Source organism: Psychrobacter sp. bablab_jr014 (genome assembly GCF_016464015.1).
Classification (GTDB): domain Bacteria; phylum Pseudomonadota; class Gammaproteobacteria; order Pseudomonadales; family Moraxellaceae; genus Psychrobacter.
Genome location: NZ_JACDXT010000005.1, coordinates 1 through 14,108 on the forward strand (window position 1 = coordinate 1; position 14,108 = coordinate 14,108).

At 45.3% G+C, this 14,108-nt stretch carries 14 protein-coding genes and 2 tRNA genes; 10 read left to right on the plus strand and 6 right to left on the minus strand.

Annotated features, from left to right (window positions below):
- Positions 1-343: 343 nt before the first annotated feature.
- The 4 genes from JIE71_RS01010 to JIE71_RS01025 all read left to right on the plus strand — a co-directional run bounded on the left by JIE71_RS01010 (position 344) and on the right by JIE71_RS01025 (position 3,386).
- Positions 344-1,507, plus strand: coding sequence for a homoserine kinase (locus JIE71_RS01010; RefSeq protein WP_199506876.1), 1,164 nt, complete (start codon positions 344-346; stop codon positions 1,505-1,507).
- Between the two features lie 196 nt (positions 1,508-1,703).
- Positions 1,704-2,024: a hypothetical protein gene (locus JIE71_RS01015; protein ID WP_228284483.1), complete on the plus strand. Its 321-nt coding sequence runs from the start codon at positions 1,704-1,706 to the stop codon at positions 2,022-2,024.
- A gap of 6 nt (positions 2,025-2,030) precedes the next feature.
- Positions 2,031-2,927: a class II glutamine amidotransferase gene (locus JIE71_RS01020; RefSeq protein WP_199506877.1), complete on the plus strand. Its 897-nt coding sequence runs from the start codon at positions 2,031-2,033 to the stop codon at positions 2,925-2,927.
- A gap of 27 nt (positions 2,928-2,954) precedes the next feature.
- Positions 2,955-3,386 carry a hypothetical protein gene (locus JIE71_RS01025; protein WP_199506878.1) on the plus strand — a complete coding sequence of 144 codons (432 nt, stop codon included), beginning with the start codon at positions 2,955-2,957 and terminating at the stop codon, positions 3,384-3,386.
- Here the strand turns inward: JIE71_RS01025 and JIE71_RS01030 are convergent.
- Positions 3,383-3,892 (minus strand): YchJ family protein, encoded by a 510-nt coding sequence (locus JIE71_RS01030; protein WP_199506879.1) that lies wholly within the window; start codon positions 3,890-3,892, stop codon positions 3,383-3,385. The genes JIE71_RS01025 and JIE71_RS01030 overlap by 4 nt on opposite strands.
- Positions 3,893-3,918: 26 nt before the next feature.
- Entirely contained in the window at positions 3,919-4,644 is a 726-nt protein-coding gene (locus JIE71_RS01035; RefSeq protein WP_199506880.1) for a metal-dependent hydrolase, read from the minus strand.
- Between the two features lie 42 nt (positions 4,645-4,686).
- Here JIE71_RS01035 and JIE71_RS01040 point away from each other — a divergent pair, with 42 nt between their 5' ends.
- Both JIE71_RS01040 and acnA read left to right on the plus strand, forming a co-directional pair.
- Positions 4,687-5,742, plus strand: a complete 1,056-nt coding sequence (locus JIE71_RS01040; RefSeq protein ID WP_199506881.1) for a DUF3025 domain-containing protein — start codon at positions 4,687-4,689, stop codon at positions 5,740-5,742.
- Between the two features lie 397 nt (positions 5,743-6,139).
- The gene (acnA, locus tag JIE71_RS01045; protein ID WP_199506882.1) at positions 6,140-8,980 is read left to right on the plus strand and encodes an aconitate hydratase AcnA; all 2,841 of its coding nucleotides are present in this window, start codon (positions 6,140-6,142) and stop codon (positions 8,978-8,980) included.
- Between the two features lie 127 nt (positions 8,981-9,107).
- On the opposite strand, the gene JIE71_RS01050 is transcribed toward acnA, so the two are convergent.
- The 4 genes from JIE71_RS01050 to JIE71_RS01065 all read right to left on the minus strand — a co-directional run bounded on the left by JIE71_RS01050 (position 9,108) and on the right by JIE71_RS01065 (position 10,834).
- The gene (locus JIE71_RS01050) at positions 9,108-9,758 is read right to left on the minus strand and encodes a LysE family translocator (protein ID WP_199507005.1); all 651 of its coding nucleotides are present in this window, start codon (positions 9,756-9,758) and stop codon (positions 9,108-9,110) included.
- Between the two features lie 274 nt (positions 9,759-10,032).
- Positions 10,033-10,108, minus strand: a tRNA-Glu gene (locus JIE71_RS01055).
- A gap of 135 nt (positions 10,109-10,243) precedes the next feature.
- Positions 10,244-10,319 (minus strand) — tRNA-Ala (locus tag JIE71_RS01060).
- Between the two features lie 83 nt (positions 10,320-10,402).
- On the minus strand, positions 10,403-10,834 hold the full coding sequence (locus JIE71_RS01065) for an Lrp/AsnC family transcriptional regulator (RefSeq protein ID WP_199506883.1): 432 nt from the start codon (positions 10,832-10,834) through the stop codon (positions 10,403-10,405).
- A 189-nt stretch (positions 10,835-11,023) separates the two neighbouring features.
- Between JIE71_RS01065 and ctlX the strand changes: the two genes are divergently transcribed.
- The 4 genes from ctlX to JIE71_RS01085 all read left to right on the plus strand — a co-directional run bounded on the left by ctlX (position 11,024) and on the right by JIE71_RS01085 (position 13,978).
- Positions 11,024-11,944: a citrulline utilization hydrolase CtlX gene (ctlX, locus tag JIE71_RS01070; RefSeq protein WP_199506884.1), complete on the plus strand. Its 921-nt coding sequence runs from the start codon at positions 11,024-11,026 to the stop codon at positions 11,942-11,944.
- A gap of 63 nt (positions 11,945-12,007) precedes the next feature.
- Positions 12,008-12,448 carry a universal stress protein gene (locus JIE71_RS01075; protein WP_199506885.1) on the plus strand — a complete coding sequence of 147 codons (441 nt, stop codon included), beginning with the start codon at positions 12,008-12,010 and terminating at the stop codon, positions 12,446-12,448.
- A gap of 9 nt (positions 12,449-12,457) precedes the next feature.
- Positions 12,458-12,625 carry a hypothetical protein gene (locus JIE71_RS01080; protein ID WP_199506886.1) on the plus strand — a complete coding sequence of 56 codons (168 nt, stop codon included), beginning with the start codon at positions 12,458-12,460 and terminating at the stop codon, positions 12,623-12,625.
- A 9-nt stretch (positions 12,626-12,634) separates the two neighbouring features.
- Positions 12,635-13,978, plus strand: coding sequence for an alanine/glycine:cation symporter family protein (locus JIE71_RS01085; protein ID WP_323126902.1), 1,344 nt, complete (start codon positions 12,635-12,637; stop codon positions 13,976-13,978).
- Positions 13,979-14,108 lie beyond the last annotated feature (130 nt).

Genomic DNA, 14,108 nt, shown 5'->3' on the forward strand with positions numbered 1-14,108 from the left:
ATTGTTCCAGACAAGGCGCAAAGCGACGATAATGCAGATGCCTTAGCGAGATTTGTAACGCAGTATGGGGCAATTTTAGCATCAGCCCGCAGGGACAGGACTCTTTTTTGCCGCTTCATCGTTAAAAATAAACGCTTAGAGTGACTAAACTTATTATTTTTAACCTCGAATCGCCTAAAAAATAGTCGCTGTCAGTGCCATGGTCGAATGTTCAACACGCCCTAATCCTAATAAGCAACAAAAACACACCCTAGTATGCCGCATTGCCGCCATGTATTATTAGCCCTTACAATCCTTATTTATACGCTTCGTTTACCTTTTTAACCATCATAAGTGAGTTGTTATGTCCGTTTATACCCAGTTGACTGATGATCAGTTTGCCGCTTTTTGCCAAAGCTTTGGTGTGTCTTTTGCCCGTGCGATTCCGATTACCCAAGGCGTAAAAAATTCCAACTGGTTTATTCAGACGACCGATGATGCAGACGGCAGCTACTCATACGTGTTTACCTTGTTCGAAGAGCGACCGCCAAGCGATATCGAAAAGATGGCAGTGATTTTAAATCAGCTGGCGGGCAAATTGCCTGTCGCCGCGCCGCTGCCTGTGCTGAGCAGTAAGAGCGAGGACGTGCAGCGTTACGTGATGCGTTATGAAAACAAAGCCATCACCGTCGTGCCCTGCCTAGCAGGGACGCACCCGACGCGTAACAGCGCTGCCATGTGCCGCGATATGGGCGCAGCGCTCGCGGTATTGCATAAAACCTTGCAAGACTTGACGCCCGCTGAAGACTATGGCGTGCCGCTGTATCCGTGGGCGGACGTGCGTGACCGCGAGATGCAATATATGCCAAGCGATGAAGCAATGCTGATGAGCGACATTTGGCAAGCCTATAGTGACTTACCGCTCGATACCTTACCGCAAGGGCTGTGCCATTTGGACATGTTTGCGGACAATACCTTGTGGGACCTACAAACAGGCGATGAGCGCTTGACAGGTTTGCTCGATTTTACCGAAGTCAGTGTCGAGCATTACGTGATGGACATTGCCATTACCATCAATGATTTTTGTACCACGTGGGGCAATGCCACCGAAGGCGAATCGGTCGATTTTGACCGCCACAAGATGCGCGCCTTTTTAGAAGGCTATGAATCAGAGCGTCCTCTGAGTGCTGCCGAGCGCCGTACCTTGCCGATTTTCTTAGCCAAAGCGGCCGTGATTTTTTGGTTATTGCGCCTCAACGTCATCCATTACAACCGCACCGAAGGGCGCACGGGCGACAACATTATGGTCAAAAACCCTGACCTGATGAAACGCCTTGCTGCCTATCATTGGGCGAATGTGGAAAAAGCGCACAACAGCGTCTTTATTCTGCTCGCAAAAACGGATGCAGATGCGGCGGGCAACATCATCGGCGTGTTTAGCAACAAAGCACAAGCTGAGGAAGCACAAGCCAAACTCGGCAGCCACAGCGTGATTGAAGAGCACACGCTCAATCAAGCCATCGCATAATATTTATAACTCATATAGTCAAAATGATTTGAGAAAAAATAGCGAAATGAAATGAATTTTTTGTAGCATCAAAAGACGAAGTCACAGCAAGCAAAAAAATTTATTTCATAGAGCGGTTTATAATTTTTTATCTTTTTCTTCAGGTTTGATTATATAGTAGATATTAGAAAAGCATCATCATAAAAGGGGATAAGCGATGAGTACACACATTGACGACTGGCAAAAGCTGGCACAATACGATACCAATCTGCAAGGCGAGCTGCACGCCACCTTGCTACAAAACAACGGTATCCGCGTCTCAACCCAAGCGCTCAGCGCCATCCCTGGTATGAATTCAGGCGCGGTGCTGTGGGTGCAGGACACTGACTTGGCGCGCGCGCAAGCCATTTTGGCAAACATCAATACCGATAGCGTTGTCGATTTGGATGATGTTGACAATGAAGATAATGACAGCGATGACATTGATTTTAATAGTGTCGGTTTTGAATCGCATGACGATGTGCAAGGAAAAGGGTAAGTGGTTATGTGTCAGCTGTTAGGAATGAACTGTAATACCCCAACCGATATTGGCTTTAGCTTTGCAGGCTTTCGTAAGCGCGGCGGCATGACCGACCGCCATGAAGACGGCTTTGGCATCGCCTTTTTTGAGCGCAGCGAGTGCGGCGATGATAATGCCTCGACAGGGCTGCGGATGTTTCATGACAATCGCCCAAGCTATGAGTCGCCCGTTGCCGACCTTGTCAATCATTATCCGATTAAGGCAATGAACGTGATTGCCCATATCCGTAAAGCCACGCAAGGGCAAAACTGCCTTGCCAACACGCACCCGTTCGTCCGCGAAGTGTGGGGCGAGCAGTGGGTGTTTGCGCACAATGGGCAGATGAACAAAGAGTTCATCAAGCGCTGTCAGCGTCTGCAAGACAATGGCAACGCCGCGCACTGTCAGCCCGTTGGCTCGACCGATTCAGAAATGGCGTTTTGTTATTTGATTAACCGCCTCAAAAGCAGCTTTAAAACCCGCCCTGATGACAAGACCTTGTTTAACTTTTTGACCACTCAGTGCCGTTATTTGTCCGCCAATGGCTTGTTTAATTGTCTGATATCCAATGGACGCTGGCAGCTGGCGTACGCGGGCAGCTTGCTGTTTTATCTCACGCGTAAAGCGCCTTTTGGCGAGGCAAAACTCTCTGATGACGAGCTGGCGATTAACTTTAGCGATGTCACCACCGATACCGATAAGGTGACGATTTTGGTGACCGTGCCATTGACTGAAAATGAGAAATGGCAGCAGCTCGCCGTCAATGAATGCTTAATCTTTCGAGATGGTGACGTCATTTATAAAGACAGCCCAAGTCAGCGCAAGTTTTTGACCGTTGAGGAAGGGATTGCGATTGCAAGGGAAGTTGGGGCGAGTGTTTAGGAATGATATTTGGCAATAGGCGTCTTAATGATTGATTTTTTTGTAAAAGAAGCCATTAGCGATGAAAGGGCTAGTTTGTTACTACAGAAAACTTTCGGCTTACCAGAAAATAAGGTTACGGTATTAAGCTTGCAAGAGATGGAAGCCTTAGAAAATCAACTTCCAAAATCTTGCGACTGTCTCGGAGTAAAAAGTCTTATAGAGGGTGATGCTTGTACACTATTACAAATTCATCGAATTGACATTCCACTTGATATTTTTTTGGAAAGACTCCAATCTTTTTGCAAGGCTGAGTCTATAACCTGCTACGTACCCTCTGAAAGCGTTTATGCCAATAGTTACTACAACTACTACGAAATTACACCAGATTGCGAAATGATTGAAGTATCTGAATGGCTTAAAGACGACAACGAAGATAATAAACAAATATATTTTCATAATAAGTTAACAAAAAACTAATCCAAATAACCCCCACAACACCGTTTAAACTTCTCCCCTGAGCCACAAATACACGGCTGTTTTTGGCTCATATTCATACGCACCGTCGGGTCGATAAAGTACCAGCGTGCTTGCTTGTCTTTATCCATAATCTTCACAAAGGCTGACAGCTCGTGATGCGCCTGCACACCGCTATCGGTATGAAAATAGGCTTTAAACTCTACCTGCGCGTGGCGTTTGCCCAGTTTAGGTCGATGCTGCACAATCTCAAGTCCCGCCCAGTCCGTGTCTTTGCCCCATTGCGCTATCGCGTCCCTATCCAGCAGCGCTTGTTGCGTGGGCACGGTGGTCGCTACGATATATTCAGGCAGCTGCAACACAAAGGCGCTATAGCGGCTGCACATCAGGCGCTCGGCATCGGGCGCGGCAAGTGATTCGTGATATGGCTGGCAGCAGTCTTCATAAGACGCGCTGCTATCTTGCGTACTAACAGACGGCGGCGTGATACGGCAGGGACACACGGGCATAAGCGCTCCTTGATAGATGAATAAAACTAGCCTTTGTGCGTCCACCACGTCTCAAGCAGTGTCGGCAGCAAGCCTTGGCGCAACTGTTGCCAGTGGGTGGGGTCACTGACATCGTCCACAAACGGCGCAAAAGGCGGCGCGGCATAAATCAGTAATGCCAGTACGCCATAAATCAGCAGATACCACCATTTATCCTTGTGCTGATAAAACTTCATCGCCGTGCCAGCTGAGCGTTTGAGGCGCATGCCTGTCAGATTGACGCTGTAGATTTCATCCAGTGCCAAATGCACCATCGCGCCACCGAACACAAACAGACCATAAAACCAGCTGTCGCTCAAATCCGCCTCAAAGCCATAATAACAAAGCCCTGTCAGACCGAGACCCAATATTGCCATATACGGCACGGAATGTATCACCCCGCGATGCACGGTCATCTTAGTAAATACATGAAACACGGTGTAGCGGATAAACACATAGCCCGCTATCCACAGTACGATAAGGGACACGAGGCTGAGCGTACTGCGCCAATGCATCACCAAACCAAAGGCAAACACCAGCGCCCCGATATCAAAGCCAAGTTTAATCGGTGTGGAATGGTCGGAGTCCAAATCAGGCAACAAACCGCCCGCCGTGCCGAGCGCGACACAAATCAAAAACTCGCTATCATCAATCAAGCCTGCCTTGTATATCGTCAGCGCGACCGTACTGCTGATTAAAAATGCGCCGTTTAAATGGGTGTTAAAGTTTGCCATAGCAAGAGAGAACCTAGCGGTAAAAAAGCGCATTATGATACCATGCTGCCGCCCGTCGTACCTAAAGCTTTGCTTGTGCTTGACGGGGACTTTGCTGGCGTTGTGTTACTGCGCGCACAGTTCGCCACCGCTATTTTTATTTATTCACGCGCCATAGAGAAGTTGGTTATGAATGATGTTGCCAAACCCGCAGTTGTTCCGTTAGACCCGATATTTACCCAGATTGACTGGTCAGCGCCATGGCTACAGCATTTATGCGCCCGCGAGATATTGGCAAATGGTGTGCAAACGTATACCACAACCGAGGCAGCAGACGCGCCGCCCGCCATTATCGCCAGCATTTTAAATCAAGCGCGCACGCTGAGCGAAACTGCGCTTATCACTCAGCCAACTGCTGGCGAGTCAGCGCACAAGATTGAATTTGTGGCGCAAGATGCTTTACTTGAGGGCATGGCGTACGAGACCTTTATTGCTAAGACGGGCAACATTCCCACACGCGACAATCTGCATGATTTGTTTAACGGCAGTATTTGGCTCAGTTTTCCTAAGACCAAAGCGCTGCTGAATCATCATCACATGCGCCACATGGCGGCAAGCGTCGATATTGCAAAGACAGGTCGCGGGCGGGTGCGCGATACGATTACCGTCTTTGATGAAAACGGTGCGATTTTGGTAACTTGCCGCCCTAAGATTGGGCAAGCGCTTAAAGGCTTTGATTGGCAGGCGTGTTTGGTTGCGCCGCGTGCGCTGTGGGATGATATTAGCGCTCCACGTGCTGACGCCAGTGCGGCGGTATATGTGTTCGGGCATGCGCTGCTTGAGCAGCTGATTGCCCCGCGTAAGCCCTTATGCGCGCACAGCGTGATTATCAATGTCACGCCTGACTTTTTTGCCTTATCATTGGCGGCGCGGATGCAGGTACTCGATGACAAATTGGCAGCATATATGGACGAATTGCTGTCCGATGCGGATGTCAAACCGTGTGATTTATCACCGTTACCAATTTTGGGTGTGCCGCATTATGCTGCGGACAACCGCGACCCTGCCTTTTATGAGGATAGCTTTGTGTTTCGCAGTGGTCGGCGTAAAAAGCAATAGGCAGCGCTTCTTGCTGACATCGAATTTTATGATGCGTGTCGTCACTTTTATTTTCTTATCATAAAGACCAGCGGTCAGATAACGCGCCTTATCGTGCTTCTTGCTGCCATTTTCCTGCCTTTTGTTACGTTTTTCCCACGATTTATAACGACTCACTACCCAATCTAGCGCGCATATTTGTTACGGTAAAGACTACTTATACTTGATAGGTAATAAACATGTGCAGTCGTACTTACCGCCTGCCGTTTTGACAATTTTATAATAACGAACTGAACCTATAGTTTTTAACATCAGCCACTTACTCACCGCATTTTTTGGTATTGGCTTGTCTGCCATGTTTTGATAATAAAAGCGATAACCAAAACCCACCAATGATGCGCCAGACAAGGAAGCGATTATGAGCGACATTTTTAATATCAAAGACACCTTAGACGTCGATGGCAAAAGCCATAATTACTATAGCCTACCCAAGCTCACCGAAAAGTACGAGCATATCAATACCCTCCCATACTGCATGAAAATCGTCCTAGAGAACCTGCTGCGTAATGAAGACGGCGGGCAATCGGTCGGTAAAGAGCATATTGAAGCGGTCGCTAATTGGGATGCAGGTGCTGCGCCAAGTAAAGAAATTGCCTTTATGCCCGCGCGTGTGGTTCTACAGGATTTTACAGGCGTGCCATCGGTCGTTGACCTAGCGGCGATGCGTGATGCAGTTGTAAAATTAGGCGGAGAAGCGGAGCAGATTAATCCATTTATCCCAAGCGAACTGGTCGTTGACCACTCAGTGCAGGTGGATGTGTATGGTCGTGAAGACGCGCTTGATTTAAACAAAAAAATTGAATTTAAACGCAATAATGAGCGTTATGAATTTTTGCATTGGGGTAAGCAAGCCTTTGAAAACTTCGTCGTCGTGCCACCTGCGACAGGTATCGTGCATCAGGTCAACCTTGAGTATCTGGCACGCGTAGTAATGGCTGCAGAAGTCGATGGCGATAATGGTAAAGAGCTGACCGTATATCCAGACACAGTATTTGGTACAGACAGCCACACCACCATGATTAATGGTATTGGCGTGCTCGGCTGGGGCGTGGGTGGTATCGAAGCTGAAGCGGCAATGCTCGGCCAGCCATCATCGATGCTGATTCCGCAAGTGGTCGGCTTTGAGTTGACAGGTGCGCTGTCTGAAGGCGTGACCGCAACTGACTTGGTACTGCGTGTAGTCGAGATGCTGCGCGCGCATGGCGTGGTAGGTAAATTTGTTGAGTTTTATGGGGACGGCCTGCACAACATGCCGCTTGCTGATCGTGCAACCATCGCTAACATGGCACCTGAGTACGGCGCGACCTGTGGTATCTTCCCAATTGACCAAGTGGCCATTGAATATCTGCGCCTCTCAGGTCGTGAAGAAGCGCAAATTGAATTGGTCGAAAAATATGCCAAAGCACAAGGCTTGTGGCACGATAGCGACACGCCAAACGCTACCTATTCAAGCAATTTATACTTAGACCTTGGCACTGTTGAGCCATCGCTTGCAGGGCCAAAACTGCCCCATCAGCGTATCGCTTTGTCAGACATGCATCAAAGCTTTGGCGACACACTTGCCAGCATGACCGAAGATCGTAAGGCGGAAGTAGAGGGCAAAGTACGCTTTGACCAAGAAGGCGGTGAGCAAGAGCAGGCGGAGCATCTAGCGGCTGAACCTACCGAGATGGAAACAGGCGATAAAGAAGATGCGCCAGTAAAAGACGTCTTTTCAACCGTTAATATCAATGATAGCGAGCACGAATTGCGTGATGGCTCTGTCGTTATCGCAGCGATTACTTCTTGTACCAACACCTCAAACCCAGCAGTGATGATTGGTGCAGGTTTGGTTGCCAAAAATGCAGCAGAAAAAGGGCTTAAAGCCAAGCCGTGGGTAAAAACCTCACTGGCACCTGGCTCTAAAGTGGTCACCGACTATCTTGAGCGTACTGCATTGATGGACGAGCTAGAAAAAGTTGGTTTCTTCCTTGTCGGTTACGGCTGTACCACCTGTATTGGTAACTCAGGGCCACTGCTTGAGAGCATCGAACAGGGTATCGAAGAGAATGATTTGGTAGTCGCTTCAGTGTTATCAGGTAACCGAAACTTTGAGGGACGTATTCACTCACATGTTAAGACCAACTATTTGGCATCACCACCGCTGGTCGTCGCGTACGCACTGGCAGGTACAGTCAATATCGACCTAACCACCCAGCCTATTGGGCAAGACAACGATGGCAACGATGTGTATCTAAAAGACATCTGGCCAACCTCTGCTCAGATTGATGAGCTGATTGCCAAAAATATCGATGCCGATATGTTCCATAAAAACTATGGCGAAGTCTTTGACGGTAGTAACGAATGGAACGCCATCACCTCAGCGGACAGCCAGCTGTATCCGTGGGATGAATCGTCTACGTATATCAAAAACCCACCGTTCTTTGATGGCATGACTATGGAGCCAGAAGGCATTCCTGATATCAATGATGCTCGCATTTTGGGGCTATTCGGTGACTCTATTACCACAGACCACATCTCACCTGCGGGCAGTATCGACCCTGATTCGCCAGCAGGTCAATACTTGCAGTCGCGCGGCGTTATGGAAGCGGACTTCAACAGCTATGGCTCACGCCGTGGTAACGATGCGGTGATGACTCGCGGTACCTTTGCCAATATTCGCATCAAAAACTTGATGATGAATGGCAAAGAAGGCGGCTACACCTATTATTTTGATGGTGACAGCGCAAGTCTTGATGACGGACAAGAAATGCCTATTTATGATGCGGCGATGAAGTATAAAGAAGAGGGGCGTACACTGGTCGTCTTAGGTGGTGAGCAGTACGGTACAGGCTCTAGCCGTGACTGGGCAGCTAAGGGTACGATTTTACTTGGTGTAAAAGCAGTATTGGCAGGCTCATTCGAGCGTATCCACCGTTCAAATCTTGTTGGTATGGGTGTCTTGCCATTGACCTTTAAAGATGGTGAAAGTATCCAGTCGCACAACCTTGATGGCTCAGAAGTGCTCAGCATTACAGGTCTTGATAATGGAGAAAGCCGCACAGCAACCGTTACTGCAACGCGTGCCGATGGCTCAAGCGAAACCTTTGAGGTTAACGTTATGCTACAAACGCCAAAAGAGCGCGAGTACGTGCGTCATGGTGGCGTGTTGCATTATGTCTTGCGTCAATTGGCGAGTGATAGCAAAGATGCGGCGTGATTGAGCACATGACCGCTTAATATTTTAAAAACAATAAGAAACCGAGCCTTGTGTGATACAGGGCTCGGTTTTCCTACATTCAATGGCTCAGTCATGCGTATAATTCTTATAAAACCTTAGTTGCACTTTACGCCTTCTCAGTAAGCAACTTGATCCCCAAGCCAAAAAACACCGCGCCGCTGATTCGGTTCATGATGGTTTCGATAGCAGGATTGGCACGCATGCGGGCACTAAAGCGTGAAGACAATAAAGACAAGCACACACACCATAAAAATCCCATCGTGGCAAAGGTTAAGCCAAGCAGTAAAAAAGACAGCGTGCTGTGCGCATAGCTTGGATTGATAAATTGTGGTAAAAAGGCAAGGAAAAACAGCGCTACCTTTGGGTTTAAGACATTGGTCAACACGCCTTGTCTATAAATATGCCAGCCTGTATTGGTCACGGTGGTTGTGCCTGTATTTTCTGCCAAACCCATAGCTATCGCGCCAGATTTGGTACTAACAATCATCTTTAGACCCAAATAGCACAAGTAGGCTGCCCCCAAATACTTAACAATCATGAACGCCAGTGGCGAGCTGGCGAGCAGTACTGACAGACCAAATGCCGCCAGCAGCGTGTGTACTAAAATGCCCGAAGTAATACCGAAAACAGAATGTAACCCTGCGCTACGCCCTTGCGACACACTGCGAGTAATGATGTAAATACTGTCTGTACCAGGCGTGATATTAAGAATAAGCGCGGCGATGATAAAGCCAAAATAGTTTTCGATACCGAACATAACGCGTCCCTGTTTAATAGAGTCCATAAGATAGCAGCGCTACTTACATATAGGCGTGAGAAGGATTTTAAAGCATCATGGTTGATAGTAAAACGGATAAATAATAGTGGCAATAGACGTTATGGTATAAATGTAGATTTTGGATAGGGCAGTCACGACAACTGTAGTCAAAGGAAACAAACACAAAAAAGCCCAATCAAACGATTGGGCTTTTTTGTTAGCGTGTGGATAGTCTTATCTGTCTAAAACAGTGCTGACCATTGACGCCGAATAGTGGCGTCCCCACGGGGATTCGAACCCCGGTTACCGCCGTGAAAGGGCGATGTCCTAGGCCTCTAGACGATGGGGACGCAATAGAGATTATAGAATATATCTATAATAACAATATCAGACTGCTATAAAAGCGTTGCCTAGGTGCTGATACTGTACTGTTAACTATAATTTACATTATATTAGCAAGGCTAACCTTAAAAGTAAATAGTAGATGGTGGAGCTAAACGGAGTCGAACCGTTGACCCCTTGCATGCCATGCAAGTGCTCTACCAACTGAGCTATAGCCCCTCGCTAACAGTGATGCGTATTTTAGGGAAAGGCGTATAGATTGTCAACACTTTATTTTAAAAAAATCACGATTTTTTGATTTTTTATAAACTGGACAGCAAAACGCTGGTTTCGCTGTTCAAAATACCATCCACTTCGCGCACTTGGCGCAGTACTTCATCGAACTCACTCAGGCTGGTGGTGTGTATTTCCGCTACCAAGTCCCACGCACCGTTTGTGGTATGTAGCTTAATCAGTTGCGGTATGCCGCGTAGCTTTCTAATGACTTGTGAAGTAGATTTTCCCGTTACCTCAATCATCATCATGGCTTTGATAGTTTCTTTATCCAGTGCCTCATGCACACGGATGGTAAAGCCCAAAATAGCGCCGCTATGTATCAACCTATCTAAACGGTTTTGTATCGTGGCGCGAGAGACTTTGAGCTTTTTTGCTAAATAAGAGACAGTTGCTCGACCATCTTGGCGCAGCTCAGCGATAAGTTCGTTGTCTAGAGAGTCGTAAATGTAGTGTCCCATAGAAGTGTCCTCGTTGTTAACTTATAAGGTAATAATAACTGTATTTTTGCAAAGTGCTAATTACATTCTTTCAATATGTCAAAAAAACATATCTATTTGATGACTTATTGACATTTTAACTTTCAGACTAGCTTGATACGATATTTTTATCTTAATCGATTCAACCATTAAAACGAGAAGGAGTGTGAAATGATGTTGTTGGAAGATTCAGTACAAGCCCCTAATGCCGTTATTATGATACGACCTCATCATTTCGTTTCTAATCCAGAAACAATGATTGACAATTCATTCCAGAATCGTCGAGTCGATAACAGTATTACTTTGTCTGCAAAAGCATTCAATGAAGTCACACAGGCTGCTAAAAGATTGAGTACTCAAGGTATAGAGGTTCATTTATTTGAAGACCAGCTAAAAGATACGCCCGATTCCGTATTTCCAAATAATTGGTTTAGCACGCATCATGACGGGTATTTAATCAAATATCCTATGTACGCTAAAAACCGTCGATTAGAATATCGTCAGGATGTTATTGATTTAATTAATAAAAAATATGGTGTGAGAGAAGAGGTTGACTTAAGAAGCTATTCTAATGAAGGTGTGTATTTAGAAGGCACAGGATCAATTGTATTTGATCATAATAATAAACTGGCTTATGCTTGCCGATCTAAACGCACCGATGAACATCTCCTAGATATGGTGTGTTACAAATTAGGTTATAGCGCAGTAGTTTTTGATGCTTTTGATAAAAATGGTATCCCTATCTATCATACAAATGTACTTATGTGTATAGGTACAGATTTCGTGATGATCAGTTTAGACATGGTTGCTGATCATGATAAAACAAGATTGGTCAATATTTTTAATACAAACAATCAAAAAATTATTGCACTGTCAGAAAGTCAGATTCAAAGATTTTGCGGCAATGCTATAGAATTACAAGGTAATAATGGGTTGGTATTAGCGCTGTCACAGACAGCCTATAATGCGTTGACGCCATCTCAAAAGCAAGACTTGGAAACTTTCGTAACTTTGGTTCCTCTTAACGTACCAACAATAGAGTCAGCAGGTGGGTCAGTACGCTGTATGATTGCAGGAATACATCACGCCTAAAGACAATAGAGCACTATCTGTTTTGACAAACAGGTAGTGTTTTTTTTAGAAAAGGACTTCATTATGAGAATGATTTACGTCGTAGGAGTAGACGGTAGCGAAGGAAGCCATAGAGCATTAGATTTTGCTAAAACACAAGCAAAACTAATGAGTAAGGATGTGGACTTGATTCTAGTATGCGTCGTCGAATGGTCACCTTATCAATTTCAAACACCTGAGGAAAATGAAAATAGGAAGAGAAGGAAAATAGAAGAAGTTGAGTTTGCTAATAAAAGAGTGATAGCGCCTTTAATGGAAATGCTTAGAAAAGAAGGCCTTCAAGCAGAAGCCTTTGTCGCTCATGGTAATTTCGTTGATGTGTTGAATGAGATTGCGGAACAAAAGAACGCGAGTCAAATATTTATATCTAAATTTTCTGCAAAAAAACGTAGACAAAGAATGTTTGGTGATGCTACCGCACAAATCATTATTAATACCAATATACCCGTTACTATAGTGAACTAAGGATGCTATATGAAAAAGTATGTATTACAATTTCTATTTTTAATTGCCTTTTTTATTAATAATCCAGCCTTTGCAGAATCTGCTTTAGAAAAAAGTATCAATGAAAACTTTGCAACATATACAGGGTGGTTTGTTAGTCTGATCTTTGCACCTCTACCAGGAACAGAGTTTCCCTAGATTGTTTTGGTGCTTGTTACAGGAGCTGTATTGTTTTCCCTGTATTTTGGTTTCGTTCAGTTCCGATGGATGAGACATTCAATAAGGCTGGTACGTGGAGATTTTTCGGATCCAAATGATGCAGGTGAAGTAAGTCACTTTCAGGCGCTAACAACGGCATTATCCAGTACTGTTGGTTTGGGCAATATTGCAGGTGTTGCGGTTGCTATCAGTATTGGTGGACCTGGCGCGACATTTTGGATGATACTGGCAGGACTTCTAGGGATGGCGTCGAAGTTTGTCGAATGTACACTAGCGGTCAAATACCGTATTGAAAGTGCTGAAGGGAAAGTCTCTGGTGGTCCTATGTACTATTTAGCCAAAGGCTTTAAAGAGCGAAATTTACCTTTTGGTGGTGTGCTATCCTTTTTATTCGCTATATTCTGCGTCCTTGCCTCTTTTGGTGGGGGAAACATGTTTCAATCGAATCAAGCCCATCAACAACTGACTGCTGTATTAGGCAGTTATCCGAGTTGGATCACAGGTTTGGTTTTTGCCGTACTGGTGTTTGCAGTTATCGTTGGTGGTATTAAATCGATAGCTCGTGTTAGTGAAAAAATTGTTCCCTTTATGGCGGTGCTTTATGTGGGTACATGTTTGGTGATTCTAGTAGCGAATGCTGGTGCTATTGGGTGGGCATTTGGACAGATTTTTGAAGGTGCTTTTACAGGTTTGGGCGTTACAGGCGGTTTCGTTGGTGCACTGATTCAGGGTTTTAAGCGTGCTGCATTCTCCAATGAGGCAGGGGTTGGGTCGTCTGCTATTGCGCATGCCGCTGTGAAAACCGATAAGCCTGTTACTGAAGGATTTGTCGCGCTTTTAGAACCTTTTATCGATACTGTTGTTATTTGTACTATGACAGCTTTGGTAATTATTATTACAGGTCAACTTGTTATTGACCCTCAGACACATTTATATGTTTTAAACGAAGCAGGTCATATTCAAACAGTGGGTGGCTATAGTGGTGTTGCACTAACTTCTGCTGCGTTTTCTAGCGTGTTTGGTTGGTTTCCGTATGTATTAATGGTTGCTGTAGTACTTTTTGCTTTTTCTACAATGATCAGCTGGTCATATTATGGGCTAAAGGCTTGGACATATTTATTAGGGCATAGTACAAAAAGCGAATATGCTTATAAGATTATCTTTTGTTTGTTCTCCTTCATAGGTGCTATTGTCAGTCTTGGACCAGTCATTGATTTTTCAGACTCAGTGTTGTTTTCAATGGCTGTAGTTAACATCATTGGATTGATATTCCTTATGCCTATCGTTAAAAGGGAGCTTCATGAATATAAGATGCAAATAAAGAAAAAATGATATTTCTATATAAAGGGCAGTCGGTCTTCATAGATCTGACTGCCTTATTTTTTGATAAGCCGAAATAAAGCTCAGTAATGTCATAAATTTGCTCAATCTCATACTAAGCTACCTGCAACTCAAGTATTTT

Excerpts from the sequence above, each read along its gene's own strand:
- ctlX (WP_199506884.1), top strand. The coding sequence starts at position 11,024 with ATGATGTTGTTGGAAGATTCAGTACAAGCCCCTAATGCCGTTATTATG.
- JIE71_RS01080 (WP_199506886.1), top strand. The coding sequence starts at position 12,458 with ATGAAAAAGTATGTATTACAATTTCTATTTTTAATTGCCTTTTTTATT.
- JIE71_RS01015 (WP_228284483.1), top strand. The coding sequence starts at position 1,704 with ATGAGTACACACATTGACGACTGGCAAAAGCTGGCACAATACGATACC.
- JIE71_RS01075 (WP_199506885.1), top strand. The coding sequence starts at position 12,008 with ATGAGAATGATTTACGTCGTAGGAGTAGACGGTAGCGAAGGAAGCCAT.
- JIE71_RS01020 (WP_199506877.1), top strand. The coding sequence starts at position 2,031 with ATGTGTCAGCTGTTAGGAATGAACTGTAATACCCCAACCGATATTGGC.
- JIE71_RS01050 (WP_199507005.1), bottom strand. The coding sequence starts at position 9,758 with ATGTTCGGTATCGAAAACTATTTTGGCTTTATCATCGCCGCGCTTATT.
- JIE71_RS01025 (WP_199506878.1), top strand. The coding sequence starts at position 2,955 with ATGATTGATTTTTTTGTAAAAGAAGCCATTAGCGATGAAAGGGCTAGT.
- acnA (WP_199506882.1), top strand. The coding sequence starts at position 6,140 with ATGAGCGACATTTTTAATATCAAAGACACCTTAGACGTCGATGGCAAA.
- JIE71_RS01035 (WP_199506880.1), bottom strand. The coding sequence starts at position 4,644 with ATGGCAAACTTTAACACCCATTTAAACGGCGCATTTTTAATCAGCAGT.
- JIE71_RS01065 (WP_199506883.1), bottom strand. The coding sequence starts at position 10,834 with ATGGGACACTACATTTACGACTCTCTAGACAACGAACTTATCGCTGAG.
- JIE71_RS01010 (WP_199506876.1), top strand. The coding sequence starts at position 344 with ATGTCCGTTTATACCCAGTTGACTGATGATCAGTTTGCCGCTTTTTGC.
- JIE71_RS01030 (WP_199506879.1), bottom strand. The coding sequence starts at position 3,892 with ATGCCCGTGTGTCCCTGCCGTATCACGCCGCCGTCTGTTAGTACGCAA.
- JIE71_RS01040 (WP_199506881.1), top strand. The coding sequence starts at position 4,687 with ATGCTGCCGCCCGTCGTACCTAAAGCTTTGCTTGTGCTTGACGGGGAC.